Annotated in this window: 14 protein-coding genes; 4 read left to right on the top strand and 10 right to left on the bottom strand. The window is 60.6% G+C overall.

What is annotated here, in order from left to right; genetic code table 11:
- Positions 1 to 19 precede the first annotated feature (19 nt).
- The 3 genes from ACZ42Y_RS01880 to ACZ42Y_RS01890 are packed head-to-tail and all read right to left on the bottom strand — an operon-like array spanning position 20 to position 2,309.
- Positions 20 to 424: a CopG family ribbon-helix-helix protein gene (locus ACZ42Y_RS01880; RefSeq protein ID WP_058370063.1), complete on the bottom strand. Its 405-nt coding sequence runs from the start codon at positions 422 to 424 to the stop codon at positions 20 to 22.
- Between the two features lie 10 nt (positions 425 to 434).
- Positions 435 to 1,301 carry a metal ABC transporter permease gene (locus ACZ42Y_RS01885; RefSeq protein ID WP_058370062.1) on the bottom strand — a complete coding sequence of 289 codons (867 nt, stop codon included), beginning with the start codon at positions 1,299 to 1,301 and terminating at the stop codon, positions 435 to 437.
- Positions 1,302 to 1,331: 30 nt separating this feature from the next.
- Positions 1,332 to 2,309, bottom strand: coding sequence for a metal ABC transporter substrate-binding protein (locus ACZ42Y_RS01890; protein ID WP_058370061.1), 978 nt, complete (start codon positions 2,307 to 2,309; stop codon positions 1,332 to 1,334).
- Between the two features lie 79 nt (positions 2,310 to 2,388).
- Between ACZ42Y_RS01890 and ACZ42Y_RS01895 the strand changes: the two genes are divergently transcribed.
- Positions 2,389 to 3,189, top strand: coding sequence for a metal ABC transporter ATP-binding protein (locus tag ACZ42Y_RS01895; RefSeq protein WP_070807795.1), 801 nt, complete (start codon positions 2,389 to 2,391; stop codon positions 3,187 to 3,189).
- A 48-nt stretch (positions 3,190 to 3,237) separates the two neighbouring features.
- Entirely contained in the window at positions 3,238 to 4,077 is an 840-nt protein-coding gene (locus tag ACZ42Y_RS01900) for a Rossmann-like domain-containing protein (RefSeq protein ID WP_168371183.1), read from the top strand.
- Between the two features lie 29 nt (positions 4,078 to 4,106).
- On the opposite strand, the gene ACZ42Y_RS01905 is transcribed toward ACZ42Y_RS01900, so the two are convergent.
- The 5 genes from ACZ42Y_RS01905 to ACZ42Y_RS01925 all read right to left on the bottom strand — a co-directional run bounded on the left by ACZ42Y_RS01905 (position 4,107) and on the right by ACZ42Y_RS01925 (position 9,807).
- The gene (locus ACZ42Y_RS01905) at positions 4,107 to 4,799 is read right to left on the bottom strand and encodes an RNA-binding protein (RefSeq protein WP_058370058.1); all 693 of its coding nucleotides are present in this window, start codon (positions 4,797 to 4,799) and stop codon (positions 4,107 to 4,109) included.
- A gap of 26 nt (positions 4,800 to 4,825) precedes the next feature.
- Positions 4,826 to 5,170, bottom strand: coding sequence for a hypothetical protein (locus ACZ42Y_RS01910; RefSeq protein WP_058370057.1), 345 nt, complete (start codon positions 5,168 to 5,170; stop codon positions 4,826 to 4,828).
- 62 nt (positions 5,171 to 5,232) lie between these two features.
- Positions 5,233 to 6,351 (bottom strand): hypothetical protein, encoded by a 1,119-nt coding sequence (locus ACZ42Y_RS01915; RefSeq protein WP_058370056.1) that lies wholly within the window; start codon positions 6,349 to 6,351, stop codon positions 5,233 to 5,235.
- 5 nt (positions 6,352 to 6,356) lie between these two features.
- Positions 6,357 to 9,062, bottom strand: a complete 2,706-nt coding sequence (locus ACZ42Y_RS01920; RefSeq protein ID WP_058370055.1) for an ATP-binding protein — start codon at positions 9,060 to 9,062, stop codon at positions 6,357 to 6,359.
- Positions 9,063 to 9,432: 370 nt separating this feature from the next.
- The gene (locus ACZ42Y_RS01925; RefSeq protein ID WP_058370054.1) at positions 9,433 to 9,807 is read right to left on the bottom strand and encodes a class II SORL domain-containing protein; all 375 of its coding nucleotides are present in this window, start codon (positions 9,805 to 9,807) and stop codon (positions 9,433 to 9,435) included.
- A 100-nt stretch (positions 9,808 to 9,907) separates the two neighbouring features.
- Here ACZ42Y_RS01925 and sfsA point away from each other — a divergent pair, with 100 nt between their 5' ends.
- Entirely contained in the window at positions 9,908 to 10,660 is a 753-nt protein-coding gene (gene sfsA / locus ACZ42Y_RS01930; RefSeq protein WP_058370053.1) for a DNA/RNA nuclease SfsA, read from the top strand.
- Positions 10,657 to 11,457 (top strand): HAD-IIA family hydrolase, encoded by an 801-nt coding sequence (locus tag ACZ42Y_RS01935; protein WP_083494387.1) that lies wholly within the window; start codon positions 10,657 to 10,659, stop codon positions 11,455 to 11,457. The genes sfsA and ACZ42Y_RS01935 overlap by 4 nt, the downstream gene beginning before the upstream one ends.
- A 13-nt stretch (positions 11,458 to 11,470) precedes the next feature.
- On the opposite strand, the gene ACZ42Y_RS01940 is transcribed toward ACZ42Y_RS01935, so the two are convergent.
- A complete protein-coding gene (locus ACZ42Y_RS01940; RefSeq protein ID WP_464735561.1) occupies positions 11,471 to 12,274 on the bottom strand; it encodes an SDR family oxidoreductase in 804 nt (267 codons plus the stop codon).
- A gap of 26 nt (positions 12,275 to 12,300) precedes the next feature.
- Entirely contained in the window at positions 12,301 to 12,996 is a 696-nt protein-coding gene (locus tag ACZ42Y_RS01945; RefSeq protein ID WP_058370050.1) for an RNA 2'-phosphotransferase, read from the bottom strand.
- Positions 12,997 to 13,016 lie beyond the last annotated feature (20 nt).

Raw genomic sequence — 13,016 nt, forward strand, 5'->3', positions numbered from 1 at the left:
AGCGGCGCTCCCGGCGGGGCTAGTCCTCCAGGCCCCCATGCACGGTCGCGAATGGTATGTATCTCACACTGCATCCCTTTAGAGAGGAGAGCTCGGAATGCATCTCGGCTATCCTCTCCGAGGGCCCCTTAACAACTACTATCTCAATACAGTGGCTGTTAAGGTGTATGTGAGTTGTGGTCATAACTATATCCTTATACTTGTCTAGTAGGGAAGCCACCATGCCGGCATCGAAGCTGCTAACTATTATCATTACACCACTGCATACATGGTCGTTGAGATAGTGGCGGTACTCGTTTAGGAACGATATGAGAGCCTTCTCTACTAGCTTAGACCGGTCTACCCTCATCTTCATGGCGAGGGAGTCAAGCTCGTCGGCCACCGCCCTGGGGAGTGAGACGCCGAAACGCCTCCTTCCGGACAACGAGATCACCTCACCGTGCCAGCAGTACAAGCCCTATGTAGATGGTGAGCATGACTAGCCCCGTGGCGCCGGCGGGCGATATTCCTAATAACAGGCTTAGGGCGAGCCCCAGCCCTGCCGCGGTTACCGAGGAGACCACGGATAATAGTATTGCATCGCGCGCGCTACGGGCAGACATCGCAGCCGCTGCGCCAGGTAGGAGCATTAGGACATGCTCGAGCACGAAGCCTACAACCCGGACCATAACGCTCACTACCAGGCCCATTACGGTGAAGAATGCTAGGTCGTAGAGCCAGATTGGGATGCCGGATATCCTGGCCAAATCCCTTTCTATTCCTATGAGTATTTGCTCCCGGTAGCTTAGAGCCGCCAGGACCAGCACGAGGAGAGCCACTATAACGGTCATCCAGGCCTCAAAGGGAGTCACGAGCAGAGGGTCGCCAAACACTACCGCTGTGATCTCTGCGCCGCTGCTCACAGCCTCAGCATAGTAGACCAGTACTACGCTAAGCGACGCCGAGAACGATACAAGCACCGAGGTAGCCACATCGGGGTCAAAACCCCTAAATATCATATAGCCTGCCACGTATATCAACACTACTGCCAATGGAGTTGCAACAACGTAAGCCCTCGCGTTGAGGTCCCCGGCAAGTAGGACGGCGCCTATAGCAGCCAGTAGGGCCGAGTGGGGACTAGCACCCGCCAGGAAGAAGAGGCGGCGGGCAGCTATAAGGCCGCTCATAAGCCCAAAGGCCAGCCCAGCCGCAAGCACCGAGACCGCCGGGTAAACTGACACAGCCTGCCAGTAGCCATATAGGGAGAAGCCTGCAATAGAAAGGACCAATGCTATAAGGACGGCTCTATGCCTCCCCTTCACCGCTGACACGCACCCCCATGAAGCGCTCGGCTAGCTCTCCTGGATCGCGCTAGACAGCTTCTCCACATCCGTCACAACAGCTCTCAGCTTATTGACCATAGTCCCCGGGCCGAAGGGCGATGGCACACGGAGTACTGGGACATTATGCTTCTCTGCTAGTTCGAGAAGCTTCTCGTCTGCAGGAGTTGCAGGCTCACCATTGAACACAGCTATTACCGCAAGCTTAGCCTTACCCTCCTTCATCAGCTTCTCTACCTCCTCTATATCCTTTGGCGTGACTTGGACACCCGCATCCTTCTTAAGCAGCTTAACCACACGTATTCCCATCCAGCTTACCGCATACTGCGTGTAGGGAAGCGATGCAACCGCGGTAGCGTTTAGCTTAGGAATACTAGACATTAGAGCTTTTATCTGCTCCTCTATCCACGCGGCCTTCTCTAGATAGTGTTTCCTGCAGCTTGGCCTCAACGCTGAAAGCTTCTCAGCAACAGCCTTTACGAACACAATGTAGTTGCCTGGATCGTATATTATCATGTGGGGATTCCTCTTCCCGGTATCCGGGTTGATGAGAAACCTCATACCAGGTATATTGGGGACCTCTAGCAGCTTACTGCTCTCAACGATGTCCCTGAGCTTAAGCTCGAATGGTGCATGAGCTAGTGAGATGACGAGGTCTGCCTTCTTTACATGACTTATATCCTCCGGTGTGAGCTGGTACTCATGTGGATCAATAGCCGATGATGCTATCGGATAGACGCTGTCGTCGCTGCAGAGCAGCTGCTCTACGTCATACTTTAGGTTGGGGAACGTTACAGCTACTAGCAGGCCTTTACCGCCTCCTGTTACGGTGGTGCTCCCTAACGCAGTGGACACCGTCGTGGCCGTGGGGGCGGCCTTCCCGGTGGTTGCAGCGGGGGAGCTTCCACCACTGCTCATCATATATGCTGCTACGGCTACAGCTACTATTACGGCTACTAACGCTATCGCCATGACAGCCCTAGAGGTCATTGCATGCTGCCCGGATCCGCCTCCTCATGCACAGTACTTATAATGTTTACCCAGCTAGTGTGCACAACAGGGGCCTGTGTTGGAGCGCTGCAGCAGGGCAGAGATAGACATACACTCGCTCCAGGTAGGTTATGGGTCCGAGACTGTGCTCACAGTTGACCACCTGCACTTAGAGGGGCCAGCCCTGGTGCAGGTGCTAGGCCCTAACGGGGCCGGCAAAACCACCCTCCTCAAATCAATCCTCGGGCTGGCACCCCTAAGAAGCGGCCAGGTACTAGTATGCGGCCGAGATGTAACCGCCAGGCCTAGCAAGGCGGGGCGGTTTATAGGCTACGTGCCGCAGATAGTAACGACGGCTACACACTTCCCCGTAACCCCCTGGGAGCTTGTAGAGTATGAGATACATGCCCGGCGCCGCCTCCTGCAGAGGAGAGGCTGGAGAGAGACGCAGGCCCTAATCGAGGACTCTCTAAAGGCCGTCGGCCTGCCCCCGGAGGCATGGCATAAGCCGCTCCGCAGCCTGAGCGGGGGCCAGCGCCAGCGGGCCTTCATAGCCAGGGCCCTGGTGTATGAGCCGCCAATACTGCTGATGGACGAGCCGCTCTCAGCCGTGGATCCTAAGGGGAAACGGGACCTGGCCAACCTCATAGCATCGCTTGCAAAGAGCCGTCTCGTCGTCCTGACCAGCCATGACCCCATTATGTTTCTCAAGTATACAGACATGATAATACTTGTTAATCGTAGGGTAGTGGCCGTTGGTCCTCCCGAGATCGTGCTAAGGGAGGACATTCTCAGGGAAGTGTATGGCGAGTCTATACTATACGTCAAGGAACATGTACACATAAGCGACGAGCATAGGGTAGTCAGCTACAAGCACTGATTTCACCCCGCCCGGTACTACACAGCCCTCCATGCAGAGGATGCTGTGTTGAAGCCCCGATGTAGCCCAGACCTCGTGCCGAGGGATAACCTGCTCCGGCGAGCCCTGGAGACTTCTCTAAGAGCTGTAAGGGAGGCCTACCCTTCTCTCGACGAGAGGATCGAGGAGATAGTGCTCGCAAGGAGGTTCATTCTCGTACGTCTCCGGGGGCCTGGAGTGGGGCTAGCCTTTGTAGGCGACTACGAGCCTCCCCCCGAGGAGCTTGTACTCAGGGAGGTACGGGTATCCGAGCTGGTACGCTATGCCTGGGGCCACCCTACTCTGACGGGGCTGGCCCTGGCTGCAGTCAACGCAGCCACGGACGCTCTAGTCAAGGACTCTCCTAGTCTACCCGGCCTAGTTAAAGGCGGGGACGTGGTCGAGATAGTTAATCCGGGCCCCGGCGAGCTGGTAGCACTTGTGGGCTATATTGAGGGCATTGCACGCCGGCTGGCCGAGAGAGGAGCCCGTGTAGTAGTATACGAGGACAACCCCACCCATAGGGCGCTTGCTCGTAGAGACGGGTTTAAAGTAAATCCTGGAAGCCAGCTTCTCCTCGACGCGGATGACTTCGATATAGTTCTTGCAAGCGGGGCTAGCCTGGTGGAGCCACGCATAGGCCTAGTACTCCAGGCGGCTAAGAGGGCCCGTCTACGCGGCTTCGTAGGCCCTACGTCAAGCTTCCACGCTGCTGGGGCCGAAGCTCTCGGGGTAGACTTCGTGGCGGGAGTCAGCGTCCCAAGGCATAATGAGGACGTCGTAGTTAAGCTTGTAAAAGCCGGGTACGGGTTTAGGCGCGTATCAAGCCATGTTACCAAGTGGGTCTGGCTGAGCAGGCAGAGCTACTAGAGCTATAAGGCCCTCAAGGAGTAGAGCGCCTACCGGCCGCGTAGTACGCTATATATTATTTTCTCTAGCTCCCCCCTCTCCACCTCGCTTATTGGCGGCCTTTTACCCGGCGTGCAGCCCTCTATCCTCCCTCTGCTGCAGTACATCGCCTCGCTCAGCTGTCCTCTGAGCTCGACAGGAGGGAGTATCGCCACGGCTCGCAGGTCGCCTTTCCTCACATCCTTTATGTTTGTAACCACGGTGTAGGTGAACACGCCCCGTGCACGTGTGATGTAGAGGTTGTCGGCGTTGGGGTGCTTTGCCACGCTTAGCACTTCAACACATTCTATGTCAACAGCGTGTAGGGGGTCGTTATCGTCTCCGAGGCTGAGCCTTGCGGGAAGCCCGTAGAGCATCCTAATGGCGTACTTTACGTCGGCCATTACCCGCCTGGCCCTCTGGTCTAGCTGGGCTCTCTCAAGCCACTCTCGCGGCAGTAGTATGGAGGCTAGCTGCCGTGAAATCTCCTGGAGTTTCCTGGCTTCCTCGCTGCGGGCGAGCATCGTCGGCGGCATGAAGCTGTACTTCATCTGCATTAGGATAGAGCGCGCCTGGGCGTGTAGCTCCTGGGCCTTCTTCCAGTTTACGGGCAGGGGCAGCTTCTTGGACTTTATTATGGACTCCAGCATTCCGAGCGCGTGCTCGGCCATGAGTATCCGGTAGTCGCTCCGTGTATCGCTCAAGAGGACTGCACCCCTGGGGCTTGGTGCTACTCCTCGACCGCGGCTAGCTTCTCGAGCGCCATTCTCATCTGGGCGTAGACGAGGGGCTTCTTCTCCGCTATCTTTCTGGCAAGCTCCTCCACGTTCTTGGAGAAGCTGTAGAGGCCGTAGGGCGTGTAGAAGACGTCGCTACAGTGCCACATGTGAGGCTTTATAGCGCCCTCCGCAACGGTCTTGGCGTAGACCCAGTCGTAGTAGCTCGCGGCCGCTATCAGCATGCCGTCCTCGTCGCTGCAGTAGAGGAGGATGCATTCGCTAGACTCCTCTACCTCCACGACCTTCCTGCATACCCCGGTTTTCTTCAGCGTGTCGGCAAGCTGCTCGCGCGGCACCAGCCACCCCGGGGGGAGCGGGAGGGGCGAGCTGGGGACCTAATATCCTGGCCTCATACGTGCTAGTATGCGTGGAGGCTGCACCTGGCCAGTCCATGGCTGCAGAGCCGGAGTGCAGCCTCTAGCCGCTCCCTGCCCTGCCGGTACACCTCGAGCAGGTCTAGCACGTCGCGCTCCACCAGCTCTATGAGCAGCTCCTCCTCCTGGGGTGTTAGCCCCAGCCGCTCCCTGCCGGCAGCTATAGCCTCCATAGCCTTTCTCATGCTCGAAGCGGCCACGCCCACGCCGGCCGCCGATGCAATGCTTGAGGACAGCTTCTCCAGTAAGCGCCTTGTAGCGCTTAGCCTCTCGTAGGCTTTCCGTATCCTCGCTGCAACCGCCACGAGGTCCTCCAGCCCGCTCAGATTCATGAGGTCGGAGGCGCTATCATATGCTGACAAGATGCTCCCGATCACCCGGGAGAGCCAGCGGCAGAGCGGCGTCTCCGCGCCCATGCCCTCACGGCATATGTTGAGGGCCTCTGAGAGATCGCTCATACTGGAGCCAAGGGCTTCGAACAGCTGGGCCACCTCGGTAAGCCTGGCCGCCACCGCCTCAAGGTGCTCTAGAGCGGCCTCGAAGCTCTCAGCCTCTACCAGCTTTGACGCCAGCAGTACCACATCATGGATCTTCGCCAGCTCCCTAGCCTCGAGGCTACGGCCTGCATTATAGATGCTGAGTAGCTGCCTGCTAACGTCCTCCCAGCGGGTGGCTATGCGTCTAGCATTATATGCTACGTCGTTAAAGGTTGTAGCGCCTGCCCTAAGGAGAGAGCGGGTAACGGGAGCCAGCGGGCCGCTGGCATTAACCACAGCCACTACTGCCTTGACGGCATCCGGGGGAGGGCACTCCTCCACCTCGACATGGGCCTCCGCCACCGCTCTGGCTAGGGCCTGGAGGGCCTGCCTGCATACCGTTGAGGCCTCGAGGCGTGCCTTGTCGTAGCTCGATGCAGCCACGTAGTCCCTGACCGTCTTGAGCCTCGCGGCTATCTCGTAGCGCAGGGTCTCGGGCAGTGCCGTGAGGGCTGCCCTAGCCGTCTCCAGGCTTGCCTCTATACCGTGGAGCGCCTCTTCCATCGACTTCTTGGAGCTGAGGGCTGCCTCGTACTCCTCTACGAGGCTTTCAAGCGCCCATACCATAGGTATCACCCTGCTAGGGCTTCTTCTCTAGCCTCCTGGCCGGCGTAGCTAGCCTGGGTATAATCAGAAATTATCGAGTCAATTAGGCTTATTATCTTGTTCTTGAGGTCCTCTATCCCAGGGCCCTCCTGCTCGGAGAGAGTTCTCAGCCTCCCCACGAGGCTGACAGCCTTCGCCAGGTAGTCCATTGCCTCGGATAGGCTCTTAACGTTAGAGAGGTCGCTGGCTACCGCTTCCTCCGCTCTTCTGCGCAGCGCCTCCGGCAGAGCTGCCAGCTCGGCCTCAAGCCTCTCGTAGACCCTGCCGAGGGAGGCCAGCTCCTCGACAAGCCTTGAGGCTGCCGGGATAAACGGCGCCATGACCAGCCGTGCCAGCGCCTGCGCAGGGCCGCTGCTCCCTACCTCTTCCATGAGCGAGGCTGCTTCTTCAGCAAGCCTAGCCGCCTCGGCGAGCACACCGTGCCTCGGCAGGCGGCGGGAATAGGCTAGCAGCTTCTCGGCCAGCTCCGCCAGGTCCTCCGGGTTCTCCTCCGGCCGGTAGCTCTCGATGCCGAGCAGCAGTGCGACAATGCGTGGAGCCCGTATACCCTTGATGCCGGTGCTGCAGGATCCGGCTACGCCGGCTACAGCAGTGTACCCATTCTTCTCGAGCAGCGAGTAGATCCCCTCAACCTCGCTGAATACCTTGGCCGGGCTTGCCTGCCTCGGGGGAGCGGGGCCACCTAGGAGCTTAGCTATCCTCTCGCCCAGGCTCCATGCCCGCTGCTGGAGCCTCGCCGCCTCCTCGACCATCCTCCTCGCTGGCTCGACCCCCACAGAGCCTATGAGCGCTGCAAGGGCGTATGCCGTCTCGCCGTACTCGCGCTCCACGAGCCTAGCCCTAGCCTCTATGCTGGCTAGGCCGCGGCTGCCCCTAGATGCAAGCACCTCTATCAAGAGGCTACGCAGAAGATCGGCGTAGAGATTCACAGCCCGCCGGTCGTTGCCAGACAGGTTCTCGGGCAGGCAGCCCGATGTAGACACCGAGAGGCCGTAGAGCAGAGAGTAAATGAAGAGGCTCAGCCTTGGCCCCGCCTCGGCTACTAGGCCGCCGGAGAGATCGGCTACCGCCTCGAGGAGTCTAGGCAGCTTAGCCTCCCTGCGCTCCCGCCTTGTGTCTACTACGAGTACCGCCAGCCGCTCGCCGGAGAGCATCCTGCAGGCTATGCTCCGGGCTTGAGACTGGGCCAGCCGGAGAGGGAGCACCGCCAGCTTCATGCCATGCTTCCCGATCATGCTCTCCAGGCCTAAAACCTCGGACAGCTTAGCGCTATAGTCTAGCAGCTCGCTGAGGGACAGCGTTTCAACGACCTCTGCTACCTGGCTCGGCCCTACCCTCCTGGCGCATCCCACCAGAGGCGAGCTGCTGGCCACGGGGTAGATGCGGGCCACCATACCTGGCTTGAGCGCCGCCGCTGGCTCGTCGAGCCTCTCCAGCGGCGGGCTTAGGAGGTCGGGGCTCAGCGCCTCTATGAGCTGAGCCGCGTGGGGGTCGTCACTGTAGATCTCCCTGGCCACGTCGGCCGCCAGGGAGAACAGCTCGCGGAGCGACTGGGGCTCGTAGATCATGAGGCCGCCGCGGCTCCAGGCCTGCGCCACATGCTCCAGCGCGGACACCGCGTGTTCTACTGAGGAGGCCTGGAAGCCCTTCGCGCGCGCGTAACGGGTAATCCAGCTCTCCGCCTCAGAGAGGAGATCCTCCACCCTCACAGCCGTCCTCGAGTACACCACGGCCAGGCTGGCCTCGGGCAGCACCTCGCGGCCCAGCATCTTCTCGAGGAGCGAGAGCGGGACGGGGCCTACAAGGGCCGCGAGAAGCGGTACCAGCGCCTTATCCTCGACAAGCCTCCGGACCTCCCTGTAGCCCGTCTTGTCAAAGAGCGGCACCCCCTCGACTATCTCTCGGGAGAGGGCCTCCTCGCCTAGAAGCAGACTCTCCACCTTCTCGGGGCCACTCCGGAGCGCGCTAGCCAGCTTAGCGGCCACGGTGTCTACCAGCATCCGCGCCCAGGCTATACGCCCCTTAGAGGCCCACCAGACCGTGTTGGCCAGTAAGTCCGTGGCCTCGCCCAGGCTGTCGCCGAGCTTCTCCCTGACCATCCTCTCTATAACCTGCTTGGGGAGCAGGGGGAGTGTGAAGACGCGGCTGCGCCAGGCCACGGGGCCAAAGACGGCCTCCTTGAGGGTTGAGGAGGGGCCGAAGGCGAGCACGAGGTATACACTAGTGCTACGGGTCCTTATCGCCTCGGCGACGCCGCGGAAGGGGGAGGTCTCATACTCCACCACTCCGCGTAGGAGGTCGTAGCTCTCCTCCACCTCGTCCACGAGGAGTACCGTTACACCGTCTCCTCTGCCCAGCTTCTCTCTAGCATACTCCTCCAGAACTCTAGGCAGCTCCGACTCATGGACGCTGCCATGCCGCTCTATGATATACTCGACTATGTCTGATAGCTCGACCCTCAGCGCTCTGGTCCCTATTCTCCCAGCGTACCACTCCAGGTGGCGGAGCAGCGTAGTCTTCCCGGAGCCGTAGGGAGCCACTATAACCGGCATCCAGTACTCGTCGGCGTCGCCTCTCACATAGCTGGCCAGGAGACCCTCGAGAGCAGCCCTTATCCTACGGTGCTCCTCGCTTAGATCACACCAGCCCGTCTCAAGGCAGCTGGTCTCCATCCAGAGGGTCCCTTAGCGAGGTATAGTCCTAGCCGCCAAGCCGGAGTAGTAAAAACCCTCAGACACATAGGGACTTGTAACGCTGGATGTGATGACCCCGCGCCTACGGAGCCCTGCACCGAGGCAGCGCCGGGCTGTGAAGAGGGTCTTGAGTGCTGATTCCCCCTAGCCGGGTGGAGCGCCGGGAGAAGCACAGCCCGTTGGCCCTATGCCTAGAGAAGCCGTACAGAGAGTGGGCGGGACGGCGCGGCCGTGCAGTACAGAGGTGGAGGCTTATACAGCCAGGGCGCGGTGTCCGGCAAAAAGGGCCTCTCGGCGGCCGAGGAAGCGGAGAGGCCGGGCCTGCAGGAAAAGAAGTACTTGGGGCTCTTCACTCTACCTTTATCTCCTTGCGGGACTCCCAGAGGCCGTGGAGGTTGCAGTAGCCGAGCGCATAGAGGGTGCCGCTCTTCTCCAGCTTAATAGTTATAGTTATCTCGGGCTCTGCGTACACCGGCTCAAGGTCTATGGTGGCTATATGTATCGGGTTGAAGGCGCGGCCCTCCTCCTGGAACCATATCTCGAGGCGGCGTATGGAGTGCTGCACCTCGTTAGGGTGCGGGCCTACCTTAATGGTCACATTGAAGGGCTCGCCCTTCCTCACCTTCTCCGGCGCCTCTATCTTGGGCGCATGGGTCTCTGCCTTAGACGCGGCCGGGCCCCCGGCCTCCCGAGTGTATATTAGCTCGCCAAACGCCTTGGCCATGGCCCACAGCCTCCGGTTTAACAAGAGTTAACTTGATACAGAATAAAAGGGTAGCGACGCACATGCATGTCCGAGGCTCAGCGAGAAGGGAGGCGCAGTGTTGAGCATAGTACTGCAGGTTGACAATCTGATAGAGTGTAGGCTGCTGCGCAGGGTTAACCGCTTCGTCGTCGAGGCGGAAGCCGGCGGCGAGAGGATACTCGCCCACAACACCAATACCGGAAGACTTGCCGACGTGCTGGCTCCGGGCCGCCGAGCCCTCTGCATACCGGCCAGGAGGCCTGGTAAAACGAGGCTCAGGCTTATAGCAGTGGAGTACAACGGTGGCTACGCCGTTGTCGATACCAGGCTACAAGAGGATGCCTTCGCCGCCGCCGTAGACAAGGGCCTGGTGCCCTGGGCAGCCGGCTGCAGGGTGGCCTCGAGGAGGCCCCGACTAGGGGGCTCGGTGCTCGACTTCCTGCTCCGCTGCCCGGCTGGAGAAGTCTACGTGGAGTCCAAGAGCGCCGTGCTTATGGGGCCCGGCGGCCTAGCCATGTACCCGGACTGCCCGACTGAGCGCGGTAGGAGGCACATACGCGAGCTTATAGAGCATGCTCGGCGGGGTGTAAGGGCTGCCCTTGTATTTATAGCCGCGCTGCCCGGGGCCCGGGGCTTCGCCCCGAACCCCGAGGGCGACCCCGAGATACCGGGCCTCGTGGAGGAGGCCGTTAAAGCGGGCGTAATTGTGAAGGCGCTGGGCCTGAACTTCGACGCTGAGAGGCGGGGGGTTAGGCTATATGCACCCGACCTCCCGGTCGTGCTAAGGCGGCCCCGAGATTCCAGGAGCCATAGAGGGCTTCTACGGGGATGAGCGTGTTGGGCCTGGCCGATAGATATAGGCTGCTCCTTGTCGATCTTGACGGCGTCGTGTGGAGGGGGTCTAGGCTCCTCCGGGAAAACATCGAGTGGCTGCAGAGGGCGAGGGAGAAGGGAGCCTCCATAGTATTCGTCTCCAACAACTCCACTAGGAGTAGGAGGGTGTACTCGGAGCGCCTCACAGAGATAATGGGATTCAACGTGGCTGTGAACGATATAGTTACTAGCGGCTATGCCGTGGCGCGCTGGATCAGAGAGCAGGAGGGCCCCTCAAGAACACTCGCCCTGGGCGAGGAGGGGCTTGTCGAGGAGCTACTAGCCCAGGGCCATATAGTGTTGAGCGCTGCGGATGGAGGCCGCTGCCCGGTAGACTATGTAGTCGTGGGCCTGGATAGGAACCTCACCTACTCCAGGCTTAAGGCTGCCCACACTGCTGTGAGAAGGTGCGGGGCCAAGCTAGTGGCAGCCAATGACGACGCCTCAATGCCTGCCGAGAAGGGCGATGTGCCCGGCGCGGGGGCAATACTAGCGGCGCTCGAGAGGTCCACCGGTACAAGGGCGTTGTTTGTGGCCGGGAAGCCCAACCCCTACATGTACCGTCTTGTGCTTGAGGAGAGGGGCGTAGAGCCGGGAGAGGCTCTGGCAATAGGGGACCGCTGCGACACCGACATAGAGGCCGCCAGGAGGCTTGGCATAGACAGCGTGCTCGTGCTAACTGGTGTAGCCGGAGAGAGGGGAGACCGCTGTAGCGCCACTTACAGGGTGGAGACGCTCTCCCGCCTGCCCCTCTAGCCCCCGGGAGGGGCTACACGCACCCCGTCATAGCCCCGTCTATGACTATCGTAGAGCCATTGATGTAGCCCGACACGTCGCTCAGCAGGAAGGCTACAAGCCCCGCTATCTCCTCCGGCCTGCCGACCCTCCTCATAGGGGTGAGCTCTATCACCCAGCGGCGCCACGCCTCCTCAAATTCGACCCCCTTCATTTCGGCCAGCTTCCTTATGTTGCTCCTGGCGCCAGGGGTATCGAAGCTGCCCATGAGTATGGTGTTCGCCCGTATACCCCTGCCGCCGTAGTGGCGGGCGAGACTCTTGGCGAGCTGCACCAGCCCCGCGCGGGCCGTGTCGGCGAGCGTGAAGTGCGGCATCGGCTCCTTAGCGGTCACCGATGAGAGGTATATGAGCGAGCCGCGGCCCTGCTCGAGAAACCTCGGCAGGAGGAGGCTCGTCAGGTAGCCCGGGGCTATGAGGTGGAGCTGAGCAGCCTCCATCCAGTCCTCGTAGCCCGCCTGGTCCAGGTAGCATGGCTCGCAGGACACGTTGCCAACATTGAATACGAGGGCGTCTAGGCCTCCCAGGCCGCTCCACGCCTCATCTACGAGCCGCTCCAGGTCCTCCCTCCTCCTCATATCGGCTATGAGCGCTAGGGGCTCCTCCCCGGAGGCTTTCACTATCTCCCTGGCAGCTCTTGTCAGCGACTCTCTGCTGCGCCCCACTATGGCTACCCTGGCACCCCAGGATGCAAGGCCCCGGGCCACGTAGAAGCCTATGCCCCTGGTGGAGGCTGTTACCAGCACACGTAGCCCGTTGAGGCTGAACTTCGCGCTCAATGCGGCCCCTGCCCCGGGCCCTTCTCTTAAACGGGGGTCTCCATGCCCTGGAGACGTTCAATCCTCTTTATGCACTCTGGGGGCACATGGGAGGCGAGATACATCACGTGGCTAGCCCTATACACAGGGATGCCCCGGCTGGCTAGGCACTGGGGGTCTATATGCAGCAATACTACGCGGTCTCCATGCCTCCTGGCCGCCTCGAGGGCCTCCTGGGGCCTGGCGGAGAGGTGCACCATTAGCCTCTTCATGGGCTTGAGGCCCTCCCTCAGTATTGGCCGGAGGTTCTCCACAACAGTGCCATGGTAGAGGACCTGGGGCAGCTCCCTACTGCTGAGGGGGCGGTAGCCGAGCCTTAAGCGGATACTATGGCCGTAGGCTGCCCGTATGCGGCGCATGTCCTCGGAGAGCTGGAACCTTCCCTTCGGGTCGAGGAGGGCAACCGCGACTATATGCTCCGGCGTTACCCACTGGTAGAGGTCGCGTCGCCTCCACCTCTCCCTAATAGCCCTGGCCAGCTCCTCCACCCTGACCCATCCCTGCTCGTCCAGCTGGAGCCCCGCCTCATGAGGTATGTGGCGGAGGAGGGCGCTCATCAGCTTACTCAGCCGGAGCCGCTGCTCAGGCGTCATGAATAGCTCGGCAGGCTTGCCGCAGTGCACCGGCTCCTCAGTGAAGACGCCACAGACCCGGCAGCGGTAGATGGGCCTAGGAGCCCCCATGACCCCGCTTCCCTGCGGAG

It is taken from the genome of Pyrodictium brockii (assembly GCF_055379715.1).